The following is a 14,148-nucleotide window of genomic DNA, read 5'->3' on the forward strand; positions in this document are numbered from 1 at the left end:
TGATTCGACACGCCGTTGCAAAGGCGCGTCGAATCGGTGAAGGCGGGAATTTTTGCCGGTTCGCGTGGCGGCGACGCGGGCAGCACGCGCACCGCCGGCACGCCGTGCGAGCGGTCCGCAACGACCCAACGACGTCAAGCGCGGATATCGTCAACGCTGCGCAGCCAGTGCACGCTGAACAGGTTGTCCGCGTCGGTCCACACTGTGTCGGGCTCGAAGCCCGCACGCCGTGCGATCGCATGGAAGCCGTCGATCGTGAACTTGTGCGAGTTCTCCGTGTGGATGCGCTCGCCGGCGTCGAAGCGGAACGCATGGCCGCGCACGTGCACCGTCTGCGCGATATCGCTGACGAGATGCATCTCGATGCGCTGCCGCTCGCGATCGTAGAACGCGCAGTGCGAGAACGCGTCGAGATCGAAGTTCGCGCCGAGTTCCGCATTCGCGCGGGCGAGCAGGTTCAGGTTGAACTGCGCGGTCACGCCCTGCGCGTCGTTGTACGCGTCGTGCAGCGTGCGTTCGTCCTTCACGAGATCCGCGCCGACCAGCAGGCCGCCGCCGCGCAACAGCCGCGCGGCGTCGCGCAGGAACGCGTCGGCTTCCTCCGGCGAGAAGTTGCCGATCGTCGAGCCTGGGAAGAAGCCGATGCGACGGCGCGGCGTTTCGGTCAGCTCGGCCAGTTGTTCGGCCTTCGTGTAGTCGGCCGCGATCGGCGCGACGTCGAGCCACGGATACGCGGCACGCAGCCGCGCCGCGGCGTCGTGCAGGTAGTCGGCCGAGATGTCGATCGGCACGTAGCGCGCCGGCGCGTTCGCGTAGTTGTCCGCGCATGCATCGAGCAGCACGCGAATCTTCTCGAGCGAACCCGCGCCGAATTCGACGATGTCCGCATGCGGGCCGACGCGCCGCACGATTTCCGCCGCGCGATCGCGCAGGATGCCGAGCTCGGTACGCGTCGGGTAGTACTCGGGGAGCTCGCAGATGCGGTCGAACAGCGCGGAGCCGGCCGCATCGTAGAAGTATTTCGGCGAAATGCTGCGCGGCGTGCGCGACAGTCCGTCGATCAGGTCGCGCTCGAACGCGCTCGGCCGCGAATCGCGGGCGGGTTGCAGGCCACCGCTCGTGGCCGTCAGATCAGACGTCTCGCGCAAGTCGCACCCCCGTGAATTGCCAGCGCGCGGCCGGCGGAAAGAAATTGCGGTACGTCGGCCGTTCGTGCCCCGGCGGCGTCGCGATGCTGCTGCCACGCAGGACCTGCTGGCCGACCATGAACTTGCCGTTGTATTCGGCAGCCACGCCGGCGAGCGGCCGAAAGCCCGGGTACGGCTCGTAGGACGAACGCGTCCACTGCCAAACGTGCCCGAGCATCTGCTGCATGCCGTCCGTGCCGAACGCGGCTTCCCATTCGAACTCGGTCGGCAAGCGTGCGCCGGCCCATTCCGCGTAGGCGGCCGCTTCGTAAAAGCTCACATGACAGACGGGCGCATCGGGCGCGAGCGGCTCCACGCCATGCAGGCCGAACGCGCGCCATGCATGTACGGCCTTTGCATCGCCGTCGTCGTCGGGAATCCAGTACGGGGGCGCCGACCACCCTTCCCGCTGCACCGTTGCCCAGCCGTCGGACAGCCAGTATTCGGGGCGTTCGTAGCCGCCGTCAGCGATGAAGGCCGCGAATTCCGCATTCGTCACGAGACGGTTCGCGATCTCGCACGGTCGCACGAGCGCCGTATGGCGCGGCCGTTCGTTGTCGAACGAGAACGCGTCGCCGTCGTGACCGATCTCGACGAGCCCGCCCGGCTGATGCAGCCAGCGCAACGGGCCGGCGTCGCCCGCGGCCAGCGCGGCGTGCGTGGCAGCAGCGTTGCGCGGCCGGAAGGCAGGCTTGAGCGGGTTGCACGAGAACGCATGCAGCATGTCCGTGACGATCAGTTCCTGATGCTGCTGCTCGTGATGCAGGCCCAGCTCGATCTCGGGTGCGATCGCGGCGAGCAACGCCGGATCGGCATCATCGAGCGCACGCAGCATCGCTTTGTCGACGTACTGCCGGTATGCATGCACGTCATCGAGCGACGGACGCGTGAGCAGCCCGCGCTGCGGCCGCGGATGGCGCGGACCGAGCGCTTCGTAATAGGAATTGAAGAGGAACTGGAAGGCCGCGTCGAACGGCGCGTAGCCGGGCACGCGGCGCATCAGCACGACGGTTTCGAAGAACCATGTCGTATGCGCGAGATGCCATTTCACCGGACTCGCGTCGGGCATCGACTGCACGGCCTGGTCTTCGGCGGATAGCGTCGCGGTCAACGCGATGCTATGGGCGCGCACGTCCTCGTAACGGCGCTGAAGCTGGGATGCAAGGAGGCTCATCGGTTTACCGTTCACGTCGCGATTCGCTGCGTTGCGTTGCCGGAAAAAGGAAAGCCTTGCGCTCGAATGCGCGCGGCTGACGTGCGACCTTCATTGCTGCGTCGTCGGGCAGCCGGCGCGCGCGCCGGGCCGCTGATGCGGCATCACTTCTTCTGCCCGTGCAGAACAAGTATGGGCCAGAAATGTGAACGTCGCGAATCGGATTTCGGGCGAAACAAAGGCGAAAGAAAAATGAAAGCATTTGCCCCGTCCGGCTCGGCGGCATGACGAACCGTCAACGCCCGTCATCACGGGGCTCGGCCACTCTAACGCAATGTGCATGCCTGCGCATGCGCGCTACCGACGCCTCATGACAGCCATGCGGCGCGGATGAAAGCTCGATGGCGCAGCTTCGCTGGAGCAACGGCGTCATGCGGGCGATGTCGGATGCCGATCCGCGCGCGGGTGTCGCGGGCATCGGCGCCACGTTCGAACTCCGCAAGCGCCCGGTCTTTGAAAAATTTTTGCGTCGATGTCACACGCGCGGGGTGCTCGCTCGTCATATCACCGGAACCCACACGAAAGGAGAAGGAACCATGACTGCGAAACTCAATCCGTTTGCCGCCGCCCCCGCGCTGATGAAGAGCTGGATGACCGTGTCGGTCGCTGCTGCCGGGAGCCTTGAGCCGACGCTGATCGAGCTGGTCAAGATCCGCGCATCGCAGATCAACGCGTGTGCGAACTGCCTTAACATGCACACCGTCGAGGCGCGCGAGCAAGGCGAGACCGAGCAGCGCATCAACCTGCTGGCCGCCTGGCGCGAAGCGCCCTGCTACACCGACCGCGAACGCGCGGCGCTCGGCTGGACCGACGCGCTCACGCGGCTGTCGGAGGGCCACGGCGCGCACGAAGCCGCGTATGCGGCGCTGAACGACCACTTCAGCCAGGAGGAACAGGTGAAACTCACGCTGATGATCAACGTGATCAACGGCTGGAACCGGCTTGCCGTCGGCTTCGGGCTGTGGGTCGATCCCGCCGAAGCGAAGGCCGCGGCCGCGAAGATGGTGGCCTGATGACGAGCGTCGATCCGGCCACGGGCAGTGCCGAAGACCGGGCCGATGCAGCGGCGAGCTTCGACCCGCTGCGTCGCACGCTGATTCGCGTCGCGTACCGGATGCTCGGTTCCGTCGCGGACGCCGAGGACGTGGTGCAGGAGGCGTTCATCCACTGGATGGACGTCGATCGCACCGAGGTGCGCGTGCCCGAGGCGTTCCTGCGCCGCATGGTGATGCGCATGTGCCTCGATCAGCTGAAGTCCGCGCGGCACCAGCGTGAGACCTATATTGGCCCGTGGCTGCCCGAGCCGGTCGTCGAAGAAGATGAACAGGAGGACGTCACGCTGCCGCTGATGCTCGCGCTCGAACGGCTGTCGCCGCTGGAGCGCGCGGCGTTCCTGCTGCACGACGTGTTCGGCCTCGAGTTCGACGAGATTGCGACGACGATCCAGCGCGAGCCGGCCGCATGCCGGCAGCTTGCCGCGCGTGCACGCACGCATGTGCGCGAGGCGCGGCCGCGGTTCCATGTCGAGAAGCAGCGCGGGATCGAGCTTGCCGAGGCGTTCTTCGCGGCGTCCCGCAGCGGCGACATGCGCGCGCTCGGCGCGATGCTCGCCGAGGACGTGAGCCTGCATTCGGACGGCGGCGGCAAGCGCACGGCCGCGGGCAAGCCGGTGTTCGGCTTCGAACGTGTGATGAAGGTGCACGAATACCTGGCCGAGCTGTTCACCACGCATGCATCGAAACTCGTGCGTGCGGGGTTCATCAACGGGCTGCCGGGGTTCGTCACGCTGGAGGCCGACGGCGAGTTGCAGACGACCGCGCTCGAGATCGACGATGGGAAGATCGTCGCGATCTATGTCGTGCGCAATCCTGACAAATTGAAGCATCTGCATTGAGGGTGCGCGGGTGGGCGCGTTGCGCCGGCTTGCCTTGTCGATTGCCCTGCTCTTGTGGCGCGTGGATCGCACGATGCATCTTGCACATGCATGCGCAGTTTCGGCCGCAAAAAGAAAAACGCCACGCGAAGTTGCCGCGTGGCGTTTGTATGTTTGGCGAGCCGGATTGCCTGTAGGCAATTCGCGCTGCCGGACCCCTTCATTTTGTTCGTTGGTAGGCTCGATTGGATTCGAACCAACGACCCCCACCATGTCAAGGTGGTGCTCTAACCAACTGAGCTACGAGCCTAAGAAGCCGCGAATTATAGAGAGGGTTTTGGAGGAGCACAAGCCCCTTCGGGAAAATTTTTTGAAACGGGGATGACGCTTTGGGGGATTGTCCGGCGCTCGAGGCAAACCGCAATCGCATCCGGGTTCATCCTCACTGCGACGCCTCACCGAGCCGGAGCTCGTTCCGTCATAATGGATTCGTCGCGAATCCGGGGCCGGGGTTGCGAACGACAATCAAGAGCAGGAACCGGCCCGTTCCGGTCACGGGGAACAGGCGCGCGTGATGCACGAACCGCCCGCCACAATGCACGGATCAGTAGCGCCTCGTGACGACGTAGATCGCAACGTACGCGTAACGATATCGGGGTGGGTATGGTCGCGCTCAATCTCGTGATTCCCTGCTTCAACGAAGAAGCCGTGTTGCCGGAAACCGTACACCGGCTCACGATCCTGCTTGACCGGCTTAGCCGCGACGGCATCATTGACGGCGCAAGCGGTGTGACGTTCGTCGACGACGGTTCGCACGACCGGACCTGGTCGCTCATCGAAGGCTTCCATGCCGCCGATCCGCGTATCCATGGTCTCAAGCTGTCGCGTAACCACGGACACCAGAATGCGTTGCTGGCCGGTCTCATGAAAGTGAACGGCGACGTGCTGATCAGTCTCGACGCCGATCTCCAGGACGACCTCGACGCAATCCCGCGCATGCTGGGCGAATACCGCTCCGGCGCCGAGATCGTATTCGGCGTGCGGCAGCGGCGCGACAGCGATGGCTTCTTCAAGCGCGTCAGCGCGCGCGGCTACTACCGGCTGCTGCGCCGCTTCGGCGTCGATATCTTGCCGGATCACGCGGACTTCCGCCTGATGAGCCGCCGGGCGATCGAGGAGTTGCGCGGCTTCCGCGAGGTCAATCTGTTCCTGCGCGGCATCGTGCCGCTGCTGGGCTTCCGTACCGCGATCGTCCACTACGACCGGCAACCGCGCTTCGCCGGCGAGAGCAAATATCCGTTGGCGAGGATGATCCTGCTCGCGTCGGACGGCGTCGCGTCGTTTTCGACGAAGCCGCTGCAATGGAGCGCGTACGTTGGCGCCATGCTTGCGCTGGCCTCGACCGTGTGCGGCGTCTGGGCGCTGTCGATCCGGCTCTTCACCGACCGCTCGGTGCCCGGTTGGGCGTCCACCGTGATCCCGATGTACTTTCTCGGCGGCCTGCAGTTGCTGTTCCTCGGCGTGATCGGCGGCTATGTCGCCAAGATCTATTCGGAGACGAAGCAACGCCCGCGTTTCATCGTCGAGAAGACGCTATGACGGGCAATCGGTCCTGTAGCGCAACGATCCGGCACGAGGCCGGCGGCGGTCTCACGCGGGGGCTCGTGCAATGGATGACAGCACGGTAAGCGGCCGCCTGCCGCGCGCGTGGCCGTATCGCGCAGCCGATCGCGCGTTGCGCGCGTTGTTCATTGCGACGGTCGCGGCGGCCGGGCTGCTGTTCTGGCTCGCGCCGCACCCGCCGATGGTCGATCTTCCGCAACATGCGGCGCAGGTCGCCACGCTGCACGACATGCTGCGCGGCCAGTCGCCATGGGCGCCATTGCTGCGGATCAATCTGTTTACGCCCTACCTGCTCGGCTATGGCGCGGCGGCCGCACTGTCGTTCGTAATGCCTGTCACTGCCGCATTCAAGGTCATGCTGACGCTGTCGTTCTACGGTTTCGTCGCCGCGTACGTCGCGCTGCGCCGGCGTCTCGGTACGGACCCACGCCTCGACTGGCTGTGCGTGCCCGGGTTCTTCGGCTTCGCGTATGAATTCGGCCTTTATTCGTACCTCGTCGCCACGCCGGTCGCGATGGTCTTCCTCGCGCTCGCGCTCGACTATGCCGAGCGGCAAACCTTTCGCCGCGGCGTCGTGCTCGCGCTCGTGAATCTTGCGCTGTTTTTCTCGCACGGGCTCATCTTCGTGTTCGCGAACGCGATCGGCGGATTATTCCTGCTCGTGCGCCGGCCCCGCACGTTTTCGCGCGCATTGCTCGCCGCGTGGCCGTATGCGGTGCTCGTGCTTGTCACGGTGCTGTACGCGCTGTTGCATCGTGACGTCGATCTGGCGCGGATGTATCCGTTCACCGTGATCTGGACCATCAATCCACTGGCCCGAATACTTGCCGCCGTGTTCTATCCGTGGGGTATCACCGCCGACAACGGTTCACTGCTGGCCTTTCTGCTGATCGTCGCCGCACCATTCCTGATGGCGTCGAAGGCAAACCGACACGTCACCGCCTATGTACCGGCGCTCGTTGTGACCCTCGTCTGGTTCGGTGTGCCGCTGTTCGCGATCAACACGTTCTTCCTGTTTCCGCGCTTCGCGCTGTTCCTGTTGCCGTTCTATGCATTGATGTTCCGGGCGCCCGTGCGGGCCGAATCGGGTCGAGCGGGTACGCCGTGGCTCGTGCTGACGACGCAACTGATCCTTGCCGGGATCTGCGCCGGCTTCGTCGCGCAGCAAGGCGTGCGTGCGGTGCGCTTCGCCCACGAGAGCGCAGATTTCGACGTGGTCGCCAACGCGATCGAACCGGCGCAGCGCGGCCTCGGGATCATCGTCGACCGGGAGAGCGTGGCCGCGGACAACCCGTTTGTCTACGAGAACTTTCCGGTCTGGTATCAGGCCGAGCACGGCGGATTCGTCGATTTCAATGCCGCGCGGTTCCCGCCGCAGATCGTCCGTTTTCGGCTCGACCAGTTGCCCGGCGTCGGGCCGTCCGACGTCTCGCCGTTGCCGCTATACCGGCATTTCAACTGGCAGCGGCACCAGGGGCGCTTGTACCGGTATTTTTTCGTCCGTGCCGAGACACCGCTGCCGGACGCGTTTTTCGCCAATCCGGACTGTCGCGTCGTGCGCGTGAAGACAGCGGGCGAATGGTCGGTGTATGAGAAGCAGGCTTGTCGGAGCGATTGATTGCACTGCCGTCACATGAGGTGCGTTGCGTTGCATCGCGCCACGCGACATGCACCGATCGCGCCATCGGGAGATTGCGATGTCACCTGGATTCATAGCGGACGACGCGCCGCGGCCGTATGACGAGACGTTCTACCGGTACCAGCGCGAAGGATCGGTACGGTCCGCGCGCGGCGTACTGCCAAGCGTCAATGCAGTGCTGAGACCGGCGAGCATTCTCGACGTCGGTTGCGGCGCCGGAGCATGGCTCAGTGTGCATCGCGAGTTCGGCGTGCAGGACTTCACCGGCATCGATGGCGACTATGTGGATCGTTCGGTGCTGATGTTCGACCCCGCCCGCTTCGTGCCGGCCGATATCTCGAAGCGCTTCGATCTCGGGCGAGCGTTCGATCTCGTCCAGTGCCTTGAAGTCGGCGAGCACGTACCGAAGGCATCCAGCGAGGTACTCGTCGACAATCTCGTCCGGCATGGCAAACACGTGCTGTTTTCTGCCGCCGTGCCCGGCCAGGGCGGCGAAAACCACATCAACGAGCAGCGCTACGAATTCTGGCGCGACCTGTTCGCACGCCACGGCTACCAGCTGTTCGATTTCGTACGGCCGCTGATTGCGGCGGATACGCGCATCGAGCCGTGGTACCGCTACAACCTCCTCTTTTTCGTTGCCGCCGACGAAGTGGAGCGGCTGCCGGACGCCATCAGACAACACCGCATCGACCGCCGTTCGGGCGTGCCGGACGTATCGCCGCGCGGCTACAAGGCCCGCAAGTTCGTGCTGCGCTGGCTGCCGGTGCGCGCGAAGACCTGGATCGCCATCTTGAAGAGCCGCATGGTCGCAAACCGATTAAAGCGCAACGAGGGAGACAGGTGAAACTCTCCGTCTACGTTCTCATTCTGGCTGGCGTATTCCTCGCGGCAACCGGTCAGATCGCGTTCAAGCTCGGCGCCGACGGACGCCACGCGTTAGCTGAATTCATCAATGCGTGGGTCGCGCTCGGGTTGCTCTGCTACGGCGCGGGCACGGTGCTCTGGATCTTCGCGTTGAGCAAGGCCGGGCTCACGGTCGTCTATCCGTTTACCGCACTCACGTTCGTGCTCGTCTTTCTGGCCGGAATCGTGTTCTTCAGCGAGCGCGTGTCGTATGCGCAATGGGGCGGCGTCGCGATGATCCTCGGCGGCCTGTACCTGATCGCCGTGGTTCGATAGAGGGCGGAATTGCGGCGCAACTTATCCACAGCGCTCTATGGATAACCATCCGGCAAGCCTCTGGATTCACAGTGGAACGATTGAGGATATGTCGGCGCGGCTGTGAATCGACGAAAAGTTGTTCTGTGCTGCACAGAGCTTCGAGTGTGCATTGCCTATGGTTATGCATTCCGCTTAGCGCTGAAAATTCAGGACGTTACGGTGGTTATCCACTGTGAGGCCGCGTGCTTGTTAACTATCACTACGTATGTATACGAACTCTGTTAACACCATTGGATAAGCACAGTCCGGCGACTGTGATCCGGGCAGGCGATGCACTGCGTGCAGCGAGCAGGACAACCAAATCGGCGGGCTGTGAGGCCTGCAGTCAATGTGAGAACGGTCAGGTCTGTAGAATCGCGGGCATTCACGATGCGACGAGTTGTCGACATGACATTGGCGATCCGGGTTGACTGGCAAAGCGGCGTGGTCCACGCCGACCGCGTGCGTATCGAGGTCGGCGATGACGAGCGATTGAGCGAAGGCGTCCGGCGCTTGTGTTCGCCGGTGGAGCGGTTGGAGAACGGTGCGGTGCGCTATCGCATATCGCAGAAGATCACCTTCGGGGGACATACGGGCGAATGCCTGATCGACATGGTCGAAGCGCGCCTGACGAGCGTGACGATCCTGTTCGATGCGATTCGCTTCTTCAACGCGAGCATCACAGAGTCGAAGATCGTTCGGTCGATCGCGAAGGCGTCGGGACTGGCTGTGGTGAGCGCGCATCCCACAGAAGCGCGACTCGAGCCGTGTTCATGGGGCGTGGCGGAGTTTCGCTACGATCCCAGGCAAGGGGATTTGAGTTTGGAGGTGCGGTTTGGCGAAGTGCACCTTCAATAAACACGCCGGCCAATAAGCGCTCGTCGAGTTACCGCGAGATCGGTAATACCCAAGGGCAATATTGTTCGATCGCGTGGCACGGTACCAGTCACTGCGTGATCGAACGGATGTAAGCAGAGTGAATCGATCATGACATTCATGCAGTCGGCACGGTTGTGCGAAGACCTCGATGCGATCGTTCGTGGCGAGTTGCGGCTTGGCAATGTTTTGCCGGAGTTTCCCGTACGTGCCGACTGGCCGACGAAGGGCTGCGTGTTCGCGGCATTGCGTGACGGTCTCCATCTGCACGCACTCACGTTGCCGCCGCATGTGCGGCACTCGGTCTGCACCGATCCGCATTACGGATGGCACGACGAGTGTTTCTGCGAGCGGCACGGACATTTGTTGGTGGCGGGGCGGACGAAGCTACCGAACTACTGACGTATATACAGGACCATCAGATCGTGTGAGCCAGGCAATGGATGCGGACAAACGCCGCAAACCAGATCGAAAACGCGGTGGCACACTCGCGGCCGGTGTGCGTGGCGCGCGTCACGCTACGCGCAGACTCGACGTGTTCGCTTGTTCGAGCCCCGCCTTATGTTGAAAAGATTGTTGATAATTCCGCACCAGAATCAATCAAAATGCTGTGCGACGAAAGGGTGAGCGCTCCGTAGACGGATGATTTCATCGCGCCACGAGGCCCTTGTGACATGGCTTCGAGCGTTTTGAAGAATTGACTCGATCAACAGGCGGACAATTGATCGCTGTAACGGTCAGGGTGTGGATATCCCGCCGGCAAATTTACTCGAAACTCTGTGCGCCGCATCGATGAGCGCAATCGAACGCAGCAGCCCTGGATGTGGATAACCGACGCCGAATCGACTCCAAACTCTGTGCGCTCGAATGGGGAGTAAGCGCACCGATGATTGGCCGCCCGCATAATCAGATGGTCAGACGGCGCATCAGCAATGCCGGGCCTGCGAAGCCGCGCATCGTACCAGTCAAATCTGCCGATCGAGCGCCCGCACAACGGCTTGTTCGCCCAGATTGACCGCCGGCCCGACCACCGCAAAGTTAATCCCGTTCACCGACCCATACCGCGCTAGCAATGACCCATCCACGCGTTGCCCGGCCGGCAGCAGCCGATGTTTCGATTCCGCTGGCCGGAGATAGAAGCTGAGCGTCCGCCCGGCATTGTCCTCATAGAGCACCATCGCGGCCGTGGCCCCGCTGTCCGTCGTAAACAACCGCCCCCCAACCGGCCTGAACCCCGCCGCACTCAAATCCGGCAGCTTCGCCGAAGCGCCCACGCGTCTGGTGAGCCACCCCTGCAAATCGCCCGCACTCGTCGGCCGGAAATCCACCTTCGCGACCTGGTCGACCACCATCATCCGATAAGCCTCGAGCGCATCGCTCATCGGCGCGATCGGCGGCGGCGCGTTCCACCCGCGCGCCTGCCACCCGCCGAACGTCCCGAGCCCGATACAGAACACGAACGAAGCCGCGATCGCGAACCGCATCCGCGAGCGCTCCGCACGCCGCGCACGAATCGCCGCCGGATCGAGTTCAGGATTCTCGCCCGGCATCCGCACACTCTCGAGCGCGGCCCGCAACCGCTGCGCGTCCTGCTGCCAGCGCTTCACCTGTTCCGCACTCTCCGGATGCAGCGCGAGATATCGCTCGACCGCGGCACGCGCATTGTCGTCGAGCTGGCCGTCGACATAGGCCTGGAGATCGTGTTCGTCGGGACGGAGGTCGTTCATTTCATCAACCGGAGAGAAGGAGCGGGAAGCTCGCCGTCGCTGAGCTGGCGCAGCGCCTGACGCGCGCGGGAGAGTCGCGACATCACGGTGCCGATCGGCACGTCGAGCAGGTCGGCGACTTCCTGATACGTGAAGCCCTCGACCGCGACGAGCAGCAGCAGGCTGCGCTGCTCGTCGGACAGGCGGCCGAACGCTTCGAGCGTCGCACGCGCGGCGACCTCGCGTTCGGCGGACGGCCAGTGCAGCTCGTCGTCGTCGCGAATGCGGCCGAGCATCCACGCGTAACGCTTCGCGCTGCGCTTGCCGTCGAGAAACTGCCGGTAAAGGATCGTGAAGAGCCAGCTGCGCAGCGACGCGTCGTCGCGGCGGCTCGTCCAGCGCGACAGCGCGCGCTCGAGCGTCGACTGGACGAGATCGTCTGCCGCATGAACGTCGCGCGCCAGCCAGAGCGCGAAGCGTCGCAGCCTGGGGATGAGTTCGCGCAACGCGTCGTCGTCGGGGGCGTTTGGGGGCATGGCCGGGCGCTAGCCGATAAGCGTGGAGATTGCGCGTAGGACGCCGGTCGGCGCCGCTTATTCCGTCAGCATACGAAAAATTTCTTCATGGAATAAAGCGGCGCGTGCGGCGTCCTATGCCTGTTCGACAATGATCTGACGATCGGGAGTGCATCCATGAAGCAATCTTCCTCTTCTTCGCCGCCGCGCGAACCCGGGCGCGGGTGGTGGCGCTGGGCCGTGATCGGCGGCGCGGTGGCCGGCGTGACCGTGGCGTTCGGGTATGTCGGCGGCTGGCTCGCGCCGACGCGGCTGACCCCGCACCGAATCGTCGACGCGCTGCAGACGGCCGGCGGCGGCGCGCATCCGGGTTTCCGGCGCAATCACGCGAAGGGCGTGTGCGTGACCGGTTACTTCGAAAGCAACGGCGCCGCGAGCGCATATTCGGTCGCGCCGTTCTTCAAGGCGGTGCGCACACCGGTGGTCGGGCGGTTCGCGCTGCCCGGCGGGAATCCGTATGCGCCCGACAGCAGCGTGCCGATCCGCAGCCTTGCGCTGAAACTCACCGCGCCGGACGGCCAGCAATGGCGGACCGGGATGAACGCGATGCCCGTGTTTCCGGTGGCGACGCCGAAGGCGTTCTACGCGCAGTTGCTCGCGACCCGGCCGGATCCGGCCACGGGCAAGCCCGATCCGGCGAAGGTGAAGGCGTTTTTCGGCGCGCATCCGGAGACGGCTGCATTCCGCGAGTGGGTGAAGGGTGCGAAGCCGAGCGCGAGCTACGTCACCGAAAGTTATTACGGGCTGAACGCGTTCTACTTCGTCGACGCAGCGGGCAAGCGTCAGGCGGTGCGGTGGCGCGTCGTACCGGAGCAGACGGCCGGCGCCGGCGACGTCGCGACGGCCGCGGATCCGAACGTGTTGCAGCAGGACCTGACGCGTCGCATCGCGGACGGTGCGCAGAAGTGGAAGCTGCTGGTCACGCTGGCGGCGCCCGGCGATCCGGTGGACGACGCGACGAAGGTCTGGCCCGCGCAGCGCACGACGATCGACGCAGGCACGCTCGTGCTCGATCGCGTGGAGCCGCAGGACAGCGGGCCGTGCCGCGATGTGAATTACGACCCGACGGTGTTGCCGCAGGGGATTCAGGTATCGGGGGATCCGTTGCTGGCGGCGCGGTCGGCGGCGTATGCGGATTCGTATCTGCGCAGGACGAGTGAAGAGGCCAGCGTGGCCGGCGCGGCGCGGTTGAGTGCGGAGGGACGGTGATGAAGGCGACGACGACGTTTAGCTTGCCGGCGAGGGTGCTGCATTGGGTGATGGCCGCGATGATTCTCACGATGCTGTTTATCGGGGTGGGAATGGTGGCGTCCGTTTCCGGGCGGCATGATTTCCTGGTGGCTTTGCATAAGCCGCTGGGGGTTGCGGTGCTGGTACTGGTTTGTGTGCGGATCGTGGTGCGCTTCGTGTCGAAGCCGCCGGCGTTGCCCGCGGATCTGCCCGTCTGGCAGAAGGTGGCCGCGCATGGGTCGCATCTCGTGCTGTATACGCTCATGGTCGCGATGCCGCTGATCGGCTGGGCGATGCTGTCGGCTGGCGGGTATCCGGTGACGCTGGGCGGCGGTGTGCAGTTGCCGGCACTGGTTTCGGCGGATCCGGTGGCGTTTGCCTGGCTCCGGGTCGCGCATCGGCTGCTGGCTTACCTGTTCTTCGCTACGTTCGTCGCGCACTTTGCGGCTGCGCTGTATCACGGGTTGATCCGGAGGGATGGAGTGGTGAGGGCGATGGTGGGGCGCTGAACGACGGAGGATGGCGCGTTGCATGCGGCGAGGCTGTTCACGGGCTACCGAGGCAGCTTCTGCCGAGTCGCTTCTATAAGGATCGGGGGCGGCTCAACGGGCCCGCGGCACCGCTTGTAAAAAAATTTTCACAAAAGGGTTGCAGAGACGAGGGCGGGTGCATAGAATCACGCCTCTTTCGCGCTAACGGAAACACGGCGCGGGAAGAAAGAAGGGAAGCGGTGCTATTGAGATTGGTTTTAGCGATCTCGGCGCACATTGAGTTGAATCCCAACCGTCGCAACGAATTAGTTAAATAAGTTGTTGACGAGTTGAAAAAAACACCTCATAATCTCGCTTCTCTGCTGCTGAAAACGCAGCGCTGCTGAGAAACAGAAGGTTTCTCGCAGAAATGCTCTTTAAAAATTAACAGCCGATAAGTGTGGGCGCTTGATGGCAGCGAGCTGATCCTCGGATCAGATAGCGAAAGTATCAAGAGTCTCACACTAAAGTAAGTCAGGTTTATGAAGTGATT

15 protein-coding genes and 1 tRNA gene are annotated in these 14,148 nt (G+C 63.9%); 10 read left to right on the forward strand and 6 right to left on the reverse strand.

Annotation, left to right across the window (positions count from 1 at the left end):
- Window positions 1–134 precede the first annotated feature (134 nt).
- From egtD to SB786_RS09155, 3 genes are all read right to left on the reverse strand, one after another.
- The gene (egtD, locus tag SB786_RS09145; RefSeq protein WP_410727176.1) at window positions 135–1,148 is read right to left on the reverse strand and encodes an L-histidine N(alpha)-methyltransferase; all 1,014 of its coding nucleotides are present in this window, start codon (window positions 1,146–1,148) and stop codon (window positions 135–137) included.
- The gene (egtB, locus tag SB786_RS09150; RefSeq protein WP_410727177.1) at window positions 1,132–2,361 is read right to left on the reverse strand and encodes an ergothioneine biosynthesis protein EgtB; all 1,230 of its coding nucleotides are present in this window, start codon (window positions 2,359–2,361) and stop codon (window positions 1,132–1,134) included. Before egtB ends, egtD begins: the two co-directional genes overlap by 17 nt.
- Before the next feature lie 347 nt (window positions 2,362–2,708).
- Window positions 2,709–2,903, reverse strand: coding sequence for a hypothetical protein (locus tag SB786_RS09155; RefSeq protein ID WP_410727178.1), 195 nt, complete (start codon window positions 2,901–2,903; stop codon window positions 2,709–2,711).
- Window positions 2,904–2,936: 33 nt separating this feature from the next.
- On the opposite strand from SB786_RS09155, the gene SB786_RS09160 reads away from it, so the two are divergent.
- Both SB786_RS09160 and SB786_RS09165 read left to right on the forward strand, forming a co-directional pair.
- Entirely contained in the window at window positions 2,937–3,413 is a 477-nt protein-coding gene (locus SB786_RS09160; protein WP_124663878.1) for a carboxymuconolactone decarboxylase family protein, read from the forward strand.
- Window positions 3,413–4,294, forward strand: a complete 882-nt coding sequence (locus tag SB786_RS09165; protein WP_410727179.1) for a sigma-70 family RNA polymerase sigma factor — start codon at window positions 3,413–3,415, stop codon at window positions 4,292–4,294. Before SB786_RS09160 ends, SB786_RS09165 begins: the two co-directional genes overlap by 1 nt.
- A gap of 212 nt (window positions 4,295–4,506) precedes the next feature.
- Here SB786_RS09165 and SB786_RS09170 read toward each other — a convergent pair.
- Window positions 4,507–4,583, reverse strand: a tRNA-Val gene (locus tag SB786_RS09170).
- A gap of 353 nt (window positions 4,584–4,936) precedes the next feature.
- Here SB786_RS09170 and SB786_RS09175 point away from each other — a divergent pair.
- From SB786_RS09175 to SB786_RS09200, 6 genes are all read left to right on the forward strand, one after another.
- Complete coding sequence (locus SB786_RS09175; protein ID WP_410727180.1) at window positions 4,937–5,872, forward strand: glycosyltransferase family 2 protein; 936 nt, start codon at window positions 4,937–4,939, stop codon at window positions 5,870–5,872.
- A gap of 70 nt (window positions 5,873–5,942) precedes the next feature.
- On the forward strand, window positions 5,943–7,514 hold the full coding sequence (locus SB786_RS09180; RefSeq protein ID WP_410727181.1) for a hypothetical protein: 1,572 nt from the start codon (window positions 5,943–5,945) through the stop codon (window positions 7,512–7,514).
- 49 nt (window positions 7,515–7,563) lie between these two features.
- Window positions 7,564–8,382: a methyltransferase domain-containing protein gene (locus SB786_RS09185; RefSeq protein ID WP_410727182.1), complete on the forward strand. Its 819-nt coding sequence runs from the start codon at window positions 7,564–7,566 to the stop codon at window positions 8,380–8,382.
- Entirely contained in the window at window positions 8,379–8,717 is a 339-nt protein-coding gene (locus tag SB786_RS09190; RefSeq protein WP_006750400.1) for an EamA family transporter, read from the forward strand. Before SB786_RS09185 ends, SB786_RS09190 begins: the two co-directional genes overlap by 4 nt.
- 429 nt (window positions 8,718–9,146) lie before the next feature.
- Window positions 9,147–9,596, forward strand: a complete 450-nt coding sequence (locus SB786_RS09195; RefSeq protein ID WP_410727183.1) for a hypothetical protein — start codon at window positions 9,147–9,149, stop codon at window positions 9,594–9,596.
- A 129-nt stretch (window positions 9,597–9,725) separates the two neighbouring features.
- Complete coding sequence (locus tag SB786_RS09200) at window positions 9,726–10,016, forward strand: hypothetical protein (protein WP_410727184.1); 291 nt, start codon at window positions 9,726–9,728, stop codon at window positions 10,014–10,016.
- Window positions 10,017–10,579: 563 nt separating this feature from the next.
- Here the strand turns inward: SB786_RS09200 and SB786_RS09205 are convergent.
- Window positions 10,580–11,341 (reverse strand): anti-sigma factor family protein, encoded by a 762-nt coding sequence (locus tag SB786_RS09205; protein WP_410727185.1) that lies wholly within the window; start codon window positions 11,339–11,341, stop codon window positions 10,580–10,582.
- Window positions 11,338–11,856: a sigma-70 family RNA polymerase sigma factor gene (locus tag SB786_RS09210; RefSeq protein ID WP_105830786.1), complete on the reverse strand. Its 519-nt coding sequence runs from the start codon at window positions 11,854–11,856 to the stop codon at window positions 11,338–11,340. The genes SB786_RS09205 and SB786_RS09210 overlap by 4 nt, the downstream gene beginning before the upstream one ends.
- Window positions 11,857–12,012: 156 nt before the next feature.
- On the opposite strand from SB786_RS09210, the gene SB786_RS09215 reads away from it, so the two are divergent.
- Together SB786_RS09215 and SB786_RS09220 are read left to right on the forward strand one after the other, a co-directional pair.
- Window positions 12,013–13,104, forward strand: coding sequence for a catalase family peroxidase (locus tag SB786_RS09215; protein WP_410727186.1), 1,092 nt, complete (start codon window positions 12,013–12,015; stop codon window positions 13,102–13,104).
- Window positions 13,104–13,634 (forward strand): cytochrome b, encoded by a 531-nt coding sequence (locus tag SB786_RS09220; protein ID WP_410727187.1) that lies wholly within the window; start codon window positions 13,104–13,106, stop codon window positions 13,632–13,634. Before SB786_RS09215 ends, SB786_RS09220 begins: the two co-directional genes overlap by 1 nt.
- The last annotated feature ends 514 nt before the right edge of the window (window positions 13,635–14,148 follow it).

The sequence above is a fragment of the Burkholderia sp. SIMBA_062 genome, from assembly GCF_046534765.1.
In the GTDB taxonomy this organism is placed as follows: domain Bacteria; phylum Pseudomonadota; class Gammaproteobacteria; order Burkholderiales; family Burkholderiaceae; genus Burkholderia; species Burkholderia ambifaria.

Coding starts and splice junctions, on each gene's coding strand:
- SB786_RS09155 (WP_410727178.1), bottom strand. CDS start 2,903: ATGACGAGCGAGCACCCCGCGCGTGTGACATCGACGCAAAAATTTTTC.
- egtB (WP_410727177.1), bottom strand. CDS start 2,361: ATGAGCCTCCTTGCATCCCAGCTTCAGCGCCGTTACGAGGACGTGCGC.
- SB786_RS09220 (WP_410727187.1), top strand. CDS start 13,104: ATGAAGGCGACGACGACGTTTAGCTTGCCGGCGAGGGTGCTGCATTGG.
- SB786_RS09165 (WP_410727179.1), top strand. CDS start 3,413: ATGACGAGCGTCGATCCGGCCACGGGCAGTGCCGAAGACCGGGCCGAT.
- SB786_RS09210 (WP_105830786.1), bottom strand. CDS start 11,856: ATGCCCCCAAACGCCCCCGACGACGACGCGTTGCGCGAACTCATCCCC.
- SB786_RS09175 (WP_410727180.1), top strand. CDS start 4,937: ATGGTCGCGCTCAATCTCGTGATTCCCTGCTTCAACGAAGAAGCCGTG.
- SB786_RS09195 (WP_410727183.1), top strand. CDS start 9,147: ATGACATTGGCGATCCGGGTTGACTGGCAAAGCGGCGTGGTCCACGCC.
- SB786_RS09215 (WP_410727186.1), top strand. CDS start 12,013: ATGAAGCAATCTTCCTCTTCTTCGCCGCCGCGCGAACCCGGGCGCGGG.
- SB786_RS09160 (WP_124663878.1), top strand. CDS start 2,937: ATGACTGCGAAACTCAATCCGTTTGCCGCCGCCCCCGCGCTGATGAAG.
- SB786_RS09180 (WP_410727181.1), top strand. CDS start 5,943: ATGGATGACAGCACGGTAAGCGGCCGCCTGCCGCGCGCGTGGCCGTAT.
- SB786_RS09185 (WP_410727182.1), top strand. CDS start 7,564: ATGCACCGATCGCGCCATCGGGAGATTGCGATGTCACCTGGATTCATA.
- SB786_RS09205 (WP_410727185.1), bottom strand. CDS start 11,341: ATGAACGACCTCCGTCCCGACGAACACGATCTCCAGGCCTATGTCGAC.
- SB786_RS09200 (WP_410727184.1), top strand. CDS start 9,726: ATGACATTCATGCAGTCGGCACGGTTGTGCGAAGACCTCGATGCGATC.